Origin of the sequence: Helicobacter suis HS1 (genome assembly GCF_026000295.1) — a bacterium.
Lineage (GTDB): Bacteria > Campylobacterota > Campylobacteria > Campylobacterales > Helicobacteraceae > Helicobacter > Helicobacter suis.
In genome coordinates, this window is record NZ_AP026769.1 from 1,252,472 (window position 1) to 1,265,739 (window position 13,268).

Consider the following 13,268-nt stretch of genomic DNA (forward strand, 5'->3'; position numbering starts at 1 on the left):
AAATGCCCCTAAAACGGGGGCTTTCTTATGGACAGACAAAACACGCAACAGGCTTTACAGGCCATCTTAAACAAAGCACTTGAAGAAATCAAAGAGGTTTTAACTTCTAGTTTTAATGCAGATTTACAAGTGGCTATCAAGCAGGAGAGGGCTAAGCTTGAAAAAGAATTTAATACCCGCCTGCAAGAAAAAGATCAAAAGATTGCCAACCAGCGTAAACATCTCCAGATCATAACAGCCAAACTAGAGGAAAACCAAAAACAAATTGTTACCCTCAAGCAGGCTTTAGAGGAAAAAAACAAGCCAGTAGCCAATCCCCAAGAGGCGTTGAAAAACAACCAACCGGAGGAGAGAGGCCATGTTTTGGCTTTAGAGGAGAAAATTGCCCGATTAGAAAAGATCATTAAGGTGCAAAATTACCGCATAGAAGGCCAGCGCAATCTGATTTTAAGCTACCAAGAGCAGTATGAGGATGGCTCCCTGCCTTGGATAGAGGAGGGCGAGGAAATAGACTTAAAGACAGAGGAAGAACCCCCTAAAAAGTAGGGACGATAAAGACGCTTTCTTGTTGTACAAAGATATTTGGATCGTCTGTGCTATAGGCCTTAATCACGATGGGTAAAATCTCTTTTTTAGAGTGGGTAACATCGTGTTTTTCATAAGATTCTTTGGCCAGTTTAATAGACATGCGCAAAATCACAACTACCTTTAACTTGCCTTGAGGCGCAATAGAAAGCGTGTTTTTAGGCCGTAAAATACTAATATCAGGGTCATCTACATTAAAGGTGTACTCGTGGGTCTTGTTGCTGGTATTTTCAAATAAAAAGATGTAGCTATTATCCACAAAGCCGTTTTTAATGCTATAAAGTTGCCCGCCATGCGTGATGTCTAAAAGCATAGTAGATTTTCTAAGCGTGCCAATGATAAGAGCAGCTACAACCACGAGCAATACCCCCAAATAAGCCCAAGTTTTAAGCCGCCACATTTTAACCTTGCTATGTGTAGCGGTGGCGTTAGTTGAAGACCAATTAATTAGGCTTTTTTTATTGAGTTTGCCCATTGTAATGGTGCAAGCATCTACACACTCTAAGCAATTAATGCACTCTACTTGCATGCCCTTTCTAATATCAATGTGGGTGGGGCAAACTAAAACGCAGTGGTTACAGCTCACGCATTCATTGGCCTTATCGCGTTTTTGTGGAAGGGTGGGGATTTTAATATCATTTGCATCATAAATAGCCCCGCCTCTTTGTGTGTCATAAATGGGATTTAAAGTATCATCATCAAAGAGTACGCTTTGTACCCGCGCATAAGGGCAAAGATAGATACAAAAATGTTCTTTAACCACCACAATATCAAAGAACACAACCGCACTTAAAGTTAACCAGATCGTTAAAAGTAAGGGGTGGTGACTAGGGTGGGCAATGTGGTTAAAAAATTCTAATGGTGGGACAAAATAAAAGAGAAGCACGGCCATAGACATTAAAGGCACGGGAGCGAATAAAAAGAGGCCTACGATTTTCTTAAGGCGATTAGCCGCTGTGGGGGGAGTGGGGCGCTGTTTATTAGCAATTTTAGCATGCAAGCCTAAAATCTTGGTCTCAATCAGATCGCGATGAATCACTCTAAAAATAGTCTGCGGACAACCCCAGCCACACCAGACTCGCCCAAGCATTGTGGTCATAAAAAAGATAAAAATAAAAAGAAAGATCACCAAAAAGGGGAGAAGATACATCTCTTGGGTGTTATAAATTTTGCCAAGTAAGTGGAGTTGTCCACGCTCAAAGGAAATTAAAAAGATCTGCCCATCTCCTATGTGCAAGAAGGGAATGATCATAGGGATAAGAGCAATGGCAACATAAACAAAGTAGCGTTTGAGACGGAAGGAGCGGTGAAAATAGGTGTCCTTATTGGTATAGCTCTGCGTGTCCATGGATAAAAATCCTTATTAAGATGATTACGCCATACTATCAAATTTTAATTAAGTGTGTTTAAATGGGGGTTGTACTCAATTATTGGCTAGATAAGGTAGTATAATCACAACCAAAAAGAGGAAAGCCGAGTGCAAAAAATACTTGTCATTTCAGGACACCCCAATTTAAAAACATCAAAGGTAACCAAAATCATTTTAGAGAAAATGGCAAAAGCATTGCCCAATACGGATTTTCTTTATCTGGACACTACCTACCCTGATTATCAAATTGATGTTGCCCGCGAATATGCGCGTTTAGTGCGCTATGATGTAATTATTCTACAATTTCCAATTACTTGGCATAGCGCCCCCTCCCTACTCAAGCGCTATATTGACGATCTTTTATTTTATAATTTTGCCACCGATTCTAAAGGTGGCAAACTTAAAGGGAAAAAATTGATGTTATCAGTTACAGCTGCAAGACACCAAGATATTTATCAAGAAAGCGGTTATGCAAAATGCACGCTGGATCAATGTTTATACTGCTTTGATATTATAGCGCGTGATGCGCGGATGGAAAAATTGCCTAATGTTTATATCTATGGAATGGGTTATTCTGTCCACTCTATTTAGCAGCTGGGGTTTTTGTTATCGCTGCTTTTATCTCTTTGGCTATTGGCACAAGTGTGGGTTCTATTGTCTCTTTAGGGCCCATAGCTGTAGGATTATTTTGCTGGAGCTATGCTATCAATTGCATTCAAAGCATTAAGACTTTTAGGATAGCCAATATAGGGAATGAGTGCAGTTATCACGCCTATTAGTTTCTTTCTATCATTGCCCGCAGCAATATTCCCACCGACATGGGCCTTAAGTTGCGCGTCTGCTCCTCCTAAGGAAGTTAGATACACAAAGGTTAAAAGCTCTCTAAAAGGCAGGGTTAAACCCTCTCTAGTGTAGTAGTCTCCAAAACAATTTTCTGATAAAAACTGGCGGATATGCTGTTCATCTTTGGGAGCGTGGTGTTGCATTTTATCAATCATGTCTCCAAAGAATTTTCTTTGGATAGCTAGACCTTTTTCTTGCCTTTGATCTCTACTCACACTTTTTTGTGTCTCTAAGGGGAGTTTAAAGCCATGCGCGTTTAAGATTACATTAGTAGCCTCTAAAAAATCATACACCCGTCCAAACCCCACATAGGGCACTGCCTGATATAAAATTTCTTTGATAGCAACGGGATTAACATGGTTTTTAAGGGCTATCCCAAGCATGTTTTTATACTCACCAAGTGCAGGGATAGCTACCAAAGAGGCTAGGACTAATTGCATATATTCTTGAGTACTCAAACCGGATTGAGCAAGGGCCTCACCTAAAGAAAAATTTAAATACGCACTCACAAAATCCGGATCACTTTGGCTTAGAGGCAAAGACGCGTCTTTAAAGAGAGTATCAAAATTGTGCTGTGCAGTTTTAGTTAAATGTGGTGTGTGGTTTTTGTTGTGTACAGAGGCCATTGCGCGCATATACTTCGCATCGCTAACCTTCTCCCCCTAGATCACATTGACTCCATCTTTAACTCCAGTTAAGGCAATGTGAGATCCACCAGAATCTAGCCCCGCTCCATGCCAGTGCTTAACACCCGGTGGGCAAGAGATCACATCTCCTTCATGGGCCACACTCACTTTCCCATCTTGCGTACCCGTATAAATCACCCCTTTAGTTACAATGAGTGTTTGGCCAGCAGGGTGAGTATGCCATGCACTCCTAGCCTTAGGTTCAAAGGATACTAAACCCCCTCCAAAATGATGCCACTTTTCAGACTTAAATAACATCTGCACATGCACAACACCGCTAAACTTAGAACTATCCCCCTCAAACCCCCCTAATTGTCCCTTACGCGTAATTTCTTGTCCTTCCATGTGTTTTCCTTTCAAATGCTTAGGCGCTCCGGGCAATAAAGCCACACAAATAGCCAGCCATAAAGTCAGCCGTAAAGAATTAATCATCAAAAACCTTTTTAGATTAAAATTATTAAGGCGCTCACTCTAGCGCAATGTCTCTTAAAAGGCTAGAAGTACTTTAGAGATTTATAAATAGCTGTAGTTAGCATAATAGCAAGTGGTTTTTAAGCCCTCTTAGCTACAATTAAGAGCCATAGTCTGCTCTTAAAGGATTTTTATGCCAGTTCCTAATGCTTTTGCTCTTATTCCTTTTTTAGTCTTTATTAGCATTTATTTAGGCACAGGTCTTTATTTGGAGCTAAGCGGTGTGAAAATGGGCTTTTATCAACTCCCAGGACCCGTAGCCGCAGGGGCGGGTGTAGCCACAGCTTTTTTACTCTTTAAAAGCGATCTTAATAAAAAATTTGATGATTTTTTAGCCGGGTGTGGGGATAAAAATATCATGACTATGTGTACCATTTACTTACTAGCTGGGGCATTTGCTGTGGTGAGTAAGGCAATGGGAGGGGTTGAGGCTAGCGTGAATTTTGGGCTTAGTTATATCCCCGCGCAGTATTTAGCAGCTGGGGTTTTTGTTATCGCTGCTTTTATCTCTTTGGCTATTGGCACAAGTGTGGGTTCTATTGTCTCTTTAGGGCCCATAGCTGTAGGATTAGCGCAGCAAAGCCATTTATCCATGCCCTTAGTGTTAGCAGCTTTAATGGGAGGGGCAATGTTTGGAGATAATTTATCCATTATTTCAGATACCACTATTGCTAGCACCCGTACCCAAGATGTAGCCATGCAGGATAAATTTAAAATCAATCTTTATATTGCCCTGCCGGCTAGTATTTTAACCGTGATTTTGCTTTTAATTTGGGGACAACCTGAAAATGTCGCTCCGATTCAAATCCATGACTACTCTTTAATCAAAACTTTACCTTATGTCTTTGTTTTAACTCTAGCGCTTTTAGGGGTAAATGTGTTTTTAGTACTTTTTAGCGGAATTCTTTTATCCGGGGCTATCGGGCTTTATTATGGCAATTTCACTCTTTTAAGTTTTGGCAAGGAAGTTTATAACGGCTTTACTAGCATGCAAGAAATTTTTCTGCTCTCCATGCTTACTGGCGGAATTGCCTTTATGGTCGCGCGTGAGGGGGGCATTGCATGGATTATTGCTAAAATTGAAACCCTCATTGTTGGCCAAAAAAGCGCCAAAATAGGCATTGCAAGTTTGGTTAGTTTAGTGGATTTAGCGGTTGCTAATAATACGGTGGCTATTGTGATTGTCGGGGAGATTAGCCGTAAAATCAGTTTAAAATTTGGAGTGGATCGACGCGAAAGCGCGGTGATTTTAGATATTTTTTCTTGTGTCTTTCAAGGTTTAATTCCCTATGGCGCACAAATGTTAATTCTTTTAGGATTTGCTAAAGATAGCGTAGGCTTTTTAGATGTCGTTGTTTTTCTCTGGTATCAAGGACTCTTAGGGCTTTTTACTTTGTTTTATATTTTTTCTAGCACCTACAGCGGTGCTATTTTAAAAAGCTTAAAAAAACAGCAAGTTGCTAATCTGTAGCTTTAGCCCCTTGTACTTTTGGAGTGCCCCGGTATTCATAAAGAAAGGGCACGCCTTTGACAAGTTTTGTAGCTAAAATGCTTTTGGTAACCTGTTGTACTTCTTGAACCTCTTTATCAGACACATCTGTAGGGCTGTGGAAAGCAGAGGCGTAGACTTTATTTAAGATATCAATTTTACCTTGTGTGTTTCTAGCCCGTTTGATCTCTTTAAGAATAACCGCTGCTTTAAGATTAGATTCACTCCCCAAAAATCCGACTAAAACCATGTGTACATTGGCTTCTTTAAGGCGTTCTTGAATGTGGCCTAACTCGTTGCGACAATGAGGACACATGGGGTCTGAAATAATATAAAGGTCTTTATGCACCCCTTTATTACTAGAAGACAGATTGATCACATAATCTTTAGGGACTGCATCAAACATGGCATTAAGCGACTCGCTATTTTGCTGTTTAAAGTTATGGCTTTGGGTTTGGTGGTAGATTGATTGGACTAGTTCTGTATCCTTATTGCTCGTGCTAAAGAAAATATTGGTAATGCCTATCACAAGATCGCTACTTTTATTAACTAGCAAGGGGATATGATATTGCGTGTCTGGATCTTCTACAACCACTATTTGAAAATCTTTATTGGCTTTTAAAGGTTTAACCTCTAGTACATTGACTTTCTTATGGATTTGCTTATCAATCAAGCGAATCACATTACTACCCACCTCACTTGCTCCAGCAAATCCAGCACACAACGCCAACACACAACAAAACCCGCGCATGACAACTTCCTTGTATAAAAATATAAAAACTTCTGCCCATTGTAACACTAAATGATTAATAATAAGTCCAAGAGAGAACACCCATTAAAATCCATGCGCTATAATGCTTACATGTTAGATTGGTTAGCCTACATGAGCGATCAAAATGTAGAGGGGTTTTTGCTCCTATTTTTGCGTTTAAGTGGGGTGATCGCGCTCTTTCCTTTCTTTGATAATAATCTTATTCCTGTCTCTATAAGAGGGGCTCTTAGTTTTTTTCTAACCCTTGTGTTTTATCCCACTCTACCCCACCCCCCACTCTACACCACAGCAGAAACTTTTTTAATCGCTTGCTGTGCGGAGTTTTTCTTAGGGCTATGTGCCTCATTTTTTTTACAAGTGGTTTTCCACGCTATTGCTTTTGCCACAGATACGATCAGTTTTTCTATGGGTTTAACTATGGCTAGTGCTTATGATCCTATCTCAGGGGCTCAAAAGGCCATTGTGGGACAGGTTGTTTTGCTTTTAGCTATTCTAATCATGCTACAAACCTCCATGCACCATTTAATCATTTTATGGGTACAGCACAGTTTAGAAAAAATTCCCTTAGGGGGGTTTGTTTTTACAAGCCACATAGCACAAGCCAGCATGCAGGCCTTAGGGCATTTATTCATGGTAGGTTTTAGCATGGCCTTTCCTATCCTAGCCATTATTATGTTTGGCGATATTGTCTTTGGCATGATCATGAAAACCCACCCACAATTTAATCTCTTAGCTATTGGTTTTCCGCTTAAAATTGCCATTGCTCTATTAGGGCTTATTTTAATCATGGCCTCTATTATGCACCGCTTTAAAGAGCAATTATTACAGGCATTCCATGTACTGACAACTCTCTTTTAAAGGAATATCTATGGATTTAATTAGTTTTCAAGAAGCCCTAGATTTGGGGTTAACACTCCCTTTAATGCCTTTGGAAAGTAAACCCATTGCTTTAAATAAGGCACAGGGACGTATTTTAGCAGAGGATATCTATGCACAAGACCCTCTGCCTAAAGTGAGCAATTCGGCTATGGATGGCTTTGGGTTGTACTTAGAGGATTTAGGAAAATCCTTACCTATTGCCCATACCATTTATGCGGGCATGGACACCACATCTTTAGAATTACCCCCCCACACCTGTGTTAAAATCATGACAGGAGCCCCTATCCCTAAAGGCGTAGAACTAGTTGTACCTTTTGAAAAAATGCAAAGTTTTACAGATACCCATGCCCACGCCCCACAAGGTTTTAAGAAAGGGGATAATATCCGCTTTGAGGGTGAAAATATCAAAAGTGGGGATTTGATTTTAACAAAGGGCACGCGTTTATCAATCGGGCATATTGCTTTATTAGCCTCGCAAGGAATTGTATCTGTACGCGTTTTTAGGCGTTTAAGAGTGGGGGTTTTTAGTAGTGGTGATGAAGTAATAGCCTTAGGAGGGCATGCGCATAAACACCAAGTCTATGATACTAACGGGGTTATTTTAACTAATCTTTTAGAAAAACATGGCTTTGAGCCAATGCACTTAGGTTATTTACAAGATGATCTTGAGGCGCAAAAAAAAGCCCTAATCAGAGCTTTAGATCATGATGTGATTATTAGTAGTGCGGGTGTGAGTGCAGGTGATAAGGATTATTTTAAAGAAACGCTTTTATCAATGGGTGCACAAATCCACTACCATGGGGTTAAGCTTAAACCGGGTAAACCCATTATGTTAGCTAGTCTCTCTGAAAAAATTATCTTTGGCATGCCGGGTAACCCTTTGAGTTGTACGCTGACATTTTTAACTTTAGTGTTGCCTGTTTTAGAAAGATTGGCACTTAGTTTAGCTAAACCAACCACTTTTAAAGCCACTTTGGCAAATCCGCTTATTTTAAAAGGTAAACGCACACATCTAATTTTAGGGCAATTACAAGGTGGAGTCTTCACTCCCTATCAAAATAACACTTACGGCGCAGGGGCTATTAATGCGCTTAGTGCTTCTAATGCCATTGCTTGTATCCACCAAGTAGAAGAACCAGTACAGAGTGCAGAGGTGCTATTGCTCTTGTAAACTTACTCCCGCGCCATAAAGCCGCAACTTAGCTAAGCAAATTAAGACGCAGCTATAAGGTTTTGTGCTAAATCGCCAGAGTAAGGGCTCACTCTTGGAGTAGAGGCTATAGACCACCCTAGCTAGCCTATGATGATTCTCTCAATCCTCTAGCTTAACGCGCGGGGAGTCTATCAACCTTAAAGAATTTGGAAACCATAGGTAATGGTAAACATAAGGTGGCTACGATCAGAGTCAACATTGCGGGGTAAGGGGACAGTTCCCCAAGAGTTACAATAACCAATGCAGTAGCCCTTTTTGGTGATGTTGTTGTAATACTCTAATTTCAGATCAAACTTTAAGTTATAGCGGCTTAAAAAATACCCTAAAAAGAGCGCGACACTTTGTTCATTTGCCCGGGGGGAGGTGGTTAAACGGCCTAAAACTTTCCAAGTAATGCCATGGAAGCGCGATCCAAAATATAAAAATCCATTAAGGGCATCTTTACCAACGATGTTGTTAATTTCAGCATCATAGATACTATTCGTCCAGATGTTATAACCAAGAGGGTCCCCATAAATCCCAATATCCCCGTTGGCATTGCCAATATTTTTATAAATACTCCCCCCAAAAATCCATTTGTTATAGTAGAAGCGGGAGCGGAAAAAAAGAGTTTGACCCGCCTTACCCATTGTTTCTTGTTGGAATAAGATCATATCATAGCCGCGCCCTGATGGAGGGAAAAAGGGGAAAAGCCCCACAAAAGTACCCACCCATCTAAAACCCTTATTTCTAAAATTAGGGTTGGTATCATAAGTGATATTAATCCCGGGGGCATTCATGCGCCCAAAAATGGAGTAAAAGTAGGGGTTGATCTTCCAACCCTTGTGTTGGTATTTAAAATCAGCAATCATTAAAGGTTTGCCACTAGTATAATAACGCCCAAAAGGCCAAAACCAGTCGCTTGAAGCAGAAGCACGCGCATCTGAATACAGCACGCGTAGTTTCATATCTTTATACTTAGCATACCCTTCTACCCCTTGGCTAAAAGAAGTAAACCAGTCATAATCAGAGAGTTCATAACGCCCGCCTTTAATACCAAAAATGCCTTTATAATCATAACTAATGTAGGCGTTATTCACCATCGCATAGCGCGGTTTTTGCACATGCAAACCACTATGCCCGGCATACCAGCCAATATATTCCCAAAATATCCCGCCATCATGTTGGTAGAAATCTCCGGGGCCCCCGGGCTGACCCGGAGGAATGTTATTACCTTGATAGGCCGTAGAGTCATAAGGCAAAGCCGAAAGCATACCCCCCAATTCAGCATGTAAGCCCTTATAAATATCCATGCTGATATTCATTTCAGCCAAAAGAGAGGTATAACTCCCTGTAGGATAAATAAATTTAGACGGATCGTATTTTCTATTATTAAAGCCATACTTGGTATAGCTACTCAGTTTCCCGCTAATGCTCATGTCAAAGGCCAAAGCACGATCAATTACAAGGACAAGGAGCACAAAAACAAGCCACTTCGTAATATTCTCTCTAACTTGCATTTGCATGGAAACCTGCTTGGATGGAGTTATAAAAACGGGCGTATTATAGCAACAACACACTTAAGGAGAAGTTCTCCTTAAGCTAGAAAAAAAGACTAGAAACTATAGCTGATGTGAGTCATCAAGTGGCTTCGATCTTGTGCCACTGTATGAGCAATACCACCCGTGTTTTGCGGACCTTGTGCAAAGCCAGCCGCAGAGAACAGACCCGTATTCAAACTTAAAGGTTGTCCCATATAGCTTAAGAAGCCCACACCTGGGTTATAGCCCGCGCGAATCACTTGCAAGAACCATTCAAGCTTGATACCAGCTGAAATATGTTTGCCAAATTGGTAGTCTAAATACAACGCTAGAGCTTGGCCATCTGCACGAGGAGCTGTAGTGTACCTTTCGGCTAACTCCCAGTCAAACTTACCATACACCGCACCAACCTTTGCATACGCAGTAAAGGCGTCAGCATCGGTGATGTTGTTGATGGATGCAAACCCTAATGAGTAGATACCACCTGTCCATTGTTCTACGCCGTCGATAGCCACTGGGTTACCATATGTACCGATGTTTTGGTTCGGGTTACCGATAGTATCATAGATACCAAAGCTAACATTGTAGTTGTTAAAGTCTAGGCGTTCTTTAATCAAGATAATCGCACCGCCCGGACCTTGTAACCCGCGCCATTTGCCACCATCTAAGAAAGGATCCCAAGTGTTATAACGAGCGGGTGCATAACGGCCGTATTTGGCGTTGTTCCACTGATAAACATACATACCATAGAAGGTAGTTTGTGAACGGAAACCACGCCCGTTAAATTCTGGGTTGGTGTCATAATACATTTTAATTTCTGGAGCGGTAAACACTTCTGGAGAAAACCACACATGCGGGTGGATAGAGAAGTGTTTATTCACTTGATAAATCAAGCCAATTTTATGTTCGCCCCAAGGTTTTTCGCGATAGATTGGGAACATCCATTGTCCGTCAGCAATGCCACGGCCCCAGGAGCTAAACACTTGGAAGCTTAGCTTATTAGTTAGCTTAAACAGCCCATAGAAACCTTGCGATAATTGATAAAACCAGTCAATGTCTTTAACCTGAGTGGTGTCATAACGCCCTAAAACCATCCAAACCCGATCGCTTTTATATTGGAGATTAGCCTTATAAATTTCATAGCGGCGTGATTGACCGGGAGTGTAGGCACTAGCTGGGTAGTAGTTTGGGAAAAGCCCGTTCCACTCACCCATAAACATATAGCCAATCCCGCGAGGGTCAGCTATACCGCCATGTGCCATCGCGTATTGGTAAGTACCAACTTGATTAGCAGGGCCCCAGAAAGGAATACAAAAACCCCCGGCGCTATTGTCATGACAATCAGCGGCCGCATTTTTCCAAGCCTGTGGGACTTGAATATCGTTGGCGTATTTATCATAACGCGTACTATCATAGGGCATGCCACCAAGAGCACCCCCAACAGTTGCACTCCACCCTTTACCTAAGTGTAGAGTGGTTTCTAATTTACCCGTCAACTCCACAAAAGTACCAGTCGGGTAAAGCCCTTTGACTGGGTTAATAGGGGAGTTGTTAAACCCCACCTTAGAGAAGTTGATGAAATCCCCATGGACCTCATAACTCAGAGCGTCCAAACCAGAGAGCCCAAAAGAAGAAGAGACGAGCAAAGCGGGCGTGAGCGTGTTGCGTAGCTTACGGGCACCCCTAGCCCACTTACCCCAACAGCTAGTTCCACCTTCTGGCTTTGTCTGTTTATTTTTTTGATTCATAGGTGCTGCCTTTTCATAATAACGGTATAACCTCGAGATGAAATCTACACAGAACATGCTCGCAAAAACTCCAATCGAGCTATGCCCGAGACCATGATTGTGTTCGCGTATTTTAATATAGTTTAGATATTTTTTTTCTTAAATGAAAACCAATTTTTTCTAATTTAACAGACATTAATAATATTATCTTAAGCGCTTTAATAATATTTCTCTTAAAATTTCAAAGTGATATTGGTCATGATGTGGCTACGATCCTGATAATTAGCCTTAAAATCGGGGTTGTTGTACTGCGGCAAGCCAAAATAGCCCACTTGATAACCTTGATGGATATACACGCCGTAGTATTCTAATTTGAAGTGTACAAAAACTGAAGTTGTAAAAGCGTAGTCTAAACTAAGCGCGGCGGAGTATTCATTCGCGCGGCCTAAATGGCCTTGTGCATTATGATTAGCATTACTCACCCGACCAAAAATATGCCATGCAAATTTCTTATAAAAGCTACCCACAGAGCCATAAATGGTTGTGGTGTTAGCATTTGTTAGCGCATCAGCTAGGCCGTCATAGGCGGTATTATCCCAAAAGTCATACCCGACAATACTTGAGCTTACATAGTTGTTTACATAAGAGGTGTTATTCCCCATTGGCATGGTGTGGCTTCCTAAATAAGCATCTGGGTTGCCAAAGGTGTTATAAAGCCCTAAAATAACAGACCAGTGATTCCACCAAAAAACTTGGCGGATATTTAAAGCAACCCCGTATTTACCAATTATTTGACCTAAAGCCCCCGTCCCATTACTCACCGCATCCCAGATACTCCAAGTATGGGTTTTAGAATTGTACCAACCTGAGTCATAAACCGGCACGGTTAGCATTAAAAGCGTTTGGGAGCGAAAACCAACATTTTGGAAATTTTTATTCGTATCATAAATTAATTTAAAGCCCGGGGCGTTGTAGGTTTTAGGGGAGAAATAAAAGAAAGCCTGTGCGGTTAAGTTTTTATAATCATAAGTGGCGGTGATGCCATGCCAGCCATAGTTAGCCCTCGTGCCATTGGGTTGGTTGTAGGTTGTGGTGGCGTAGAATTGATAAATCCAAGAGTTAAAAGCAAGACCGCGTCCATAAGAGCTCCACCACCATAGCTTAAGATTTTTGATAGGTCTGTAGTAAAACTCAAAGCCTTGGTTAGACCCGCTCATAAAATCAATATTGGCTTCATAACGCCCAATTTTAAACCCAAAGATATGTTTGTAATCATATTGCAAAAAGGCGGTATCTAGTACATAAGGTCTTGCATGATAAGCCCCAGTCTATCCTGATCGGTACCGGGTTGATCGGGTAAGAAGGGTCCATTCGATAAAATTATGCACCACTGAGCCAAAAACCTGCCCGTTTTGATCTTTTAAATATTTTGTACCATCATAAGGAATCCCCGCCATTGCCCCGCCTAAACTAAAACTAAGAGTATGCCCATTTTCCTCTATAGCTTTAGGCAAAAGCCCTACTTTGATTTGAGCAAACCCAACAACATCTGTAAAAGTCTCAGTAGGATAAATGCCGTATTTGGTGTTGATAGCCGAATGGTTAAACCCGATTTTAGAAAAATTTTCTCCACGAGTCAAAGCCTAAGCGGTTACCATAGTAGCCAATCATCCAGTTAGCATTGCCAAAGTTTTGGTAAAAAGAAAAGAAAACC

Annotated in this window: 11 protein-coding genes and 2 pseudogenes; 5 read left to right on the top strand and 8 right to left on the bottom strand. The window is 41.2% G+C overall.

Translation table 11 applies throughout. The features are described from left to right. Window positions 1-27 precede the first annotated feature (27 nt). Window positions 28-546: a coiled-coil domain-containing protein gene (locus OO773_RS06880; protein ID WP_040499082.1), complete on the top strand. Its 519-nt coding sequence runs from the start codon at window positions 28-30 to the stop codon at window positions 544-546. Here OO773_RS06880 and ccoG read toward each other — a convergent pair. Next, a complete protein-coding gene (ccoG, locus tag OO773_RS06885) occupies window positions 536-1,933 on the bottom strand; it encodes a cytochrome c oxidase accessory protein CcoG (RefSeq protein WP_006563980.1) in 1,398 nt (465 codons plus the stop codon). The genes OO773_RS06880 and ccoG overlap by 11 nt on opposite strands. Window positions 1,934-2,062: 129 nt before the next feature. Here ccoG and OO773_RS06890 point away from each other — a divergent pair, with 129 nt between their 5' ends. Beyond that, entirely contained in the window at window positions 2,063-2,545 is a 483-nt protein-coding gene (locus tag OO773_RS06890) for an NAD(P)H-dependent oxidoreductase (RefSeq protein ID WP_264828500.1), read from the top strand. Between the two features lie 92 nt (window positions 2,546-2,637). On the opposite strand, the gene OO773_RS06895 is transcribed toward OO773_RS06890, so the two are convergent. Both OO773_RS06895 and OO773_RS06900 read right to left on the bottom strand, forming a co-directional pair. After that, on the bottom strand, window positions 2,638-3,432 hold the full coding sequence (locus OO773_RS06895; protein ID WP_080552433.1) for a carboxymuconolactone decarboxylase family protein: 795 nt from the start codon (window positions 3,430-3,432) through the stop codon (window positions 2,638-2,640). A gap of 27 nt (window positions 3,433-3,459) precedes the next feature. Next, entirely contained in the window at window positions 3,460-3,915 is a 456-nt protein-coding gene (locus tag OO773_RS06900) for a cupin domain-containing protein (protein ID WP_307777256.1), read from the bottom strand. A 172-nt stretch (window positions 3,916-4,087) separates the two neighbouring features. Here OO773_RS06900 and OO773_RS06905 point away from each other — a divergent pair, with 172 nt between their 5' ends. Next, window positions 4,088-5,425, top strand: a complete 1,338-nt coding sequence (locus OO773_RS06905; RefSeq protein ID WP_034375300.1) for a Na+/H+ antiporter NhaC family protein — start codon at window positions 4,088-4,090, stop codon at window positions 5,423-5,425. Here OO773_RS06905 and OO773_RS06910 read toward each other — a convergent pair. Then, window positions 5,415-6,194: a DsbA family protein gene (locus OO773_RS06910; RefSeq protein ID WP_232087270.1), complete on the bottom strand. Its 780-nt coding sequence runs from the start codon at window positions 6,192-6,194 to the stop codon at window positions 5,415-5,417. The two genes, OO773_RS06905 and OO773_RS06910, sit on opposite strands and share 11 nt — an antisense overlap. 111 nt (window positions 6,195-6,305) lie before the next feature. Here OO773_RS06910 and fliR point away from each other — a divergent pair, with 111 nt between their 5' ends. After that, on the top strand, window positions 6,306-7,073 hold the full coding sequence (gene fliR, locus OO773_RS06915; protein WP_034375304.1) for a flagellar biosynthetic protein FliR: 768 nt from the start codon (window positions 6,306-6,308) through the stop codon (window positions 7,071-7,073). A 10-nt stretch (window positions 7,074-7,083) separates the two neighbouring features. Next, a complete protein-coding gene (locus tag OO773_RS06920; RefSeq protein WP_006563977.1) occupies window positions 7,084-8,265 on the top strand; it encodes a molybdopterin molybdotransferase MoeA in 1,182 nt (393 codons plus the stop codon). Window positions 8,266-8,444: 179 nt separating this feature from the next. Here the strand turns inward: OO773_RS06920 and OO773_RS06925 are convergent, their stop codons facing one another. From OO773_RS06925 to OO773_RS10095, 4 genes and pseudogenes are all read right to left on the bottom strand, one after another. After that, window positions 8,445-9,806, bottom strand: coding sequence for an outer membrane family protein (locus OO773_RS06925; RefSeq protein ID WP_040499090.1), 1,362 nt, complete (start codon window positions 9,804-9,806; stop codon window positions 8,445-8,447). Between the two features lie 95 nt (window positions 9,807-9,901). After that, window positions 9,902-11,575: an outer membrane family protein gene (locus OO773_RS06930; RefSeq protein WP_006563975.1), complete on the bottom strand. Its 1,674-nt coding sequence runs from the start codon at window positions 11,573-11,575 to the stop codon at window positions 9,902-9,904. Between the two features lie 212 nt (window positions 11,576-11,787). Beyond that, window positions 11,788-13,188 (bottom strand): annotated as a pseudogene (locus tag OO773_RS06935) (outer membrane family protein); the annotation flags it as partial. Further along, window positions 13,184-13,261, bottom strand: a pseudogene (locus OO773_RS10095) (outer membrane family protein); the annotation flags it as partial. The pseudogenes OO773_RS06935 and OO773_RS10095, both read right to left, overlap by 5 nt. Window positions 13,262-13,268 lie beyond the last annotated feature (7 nt).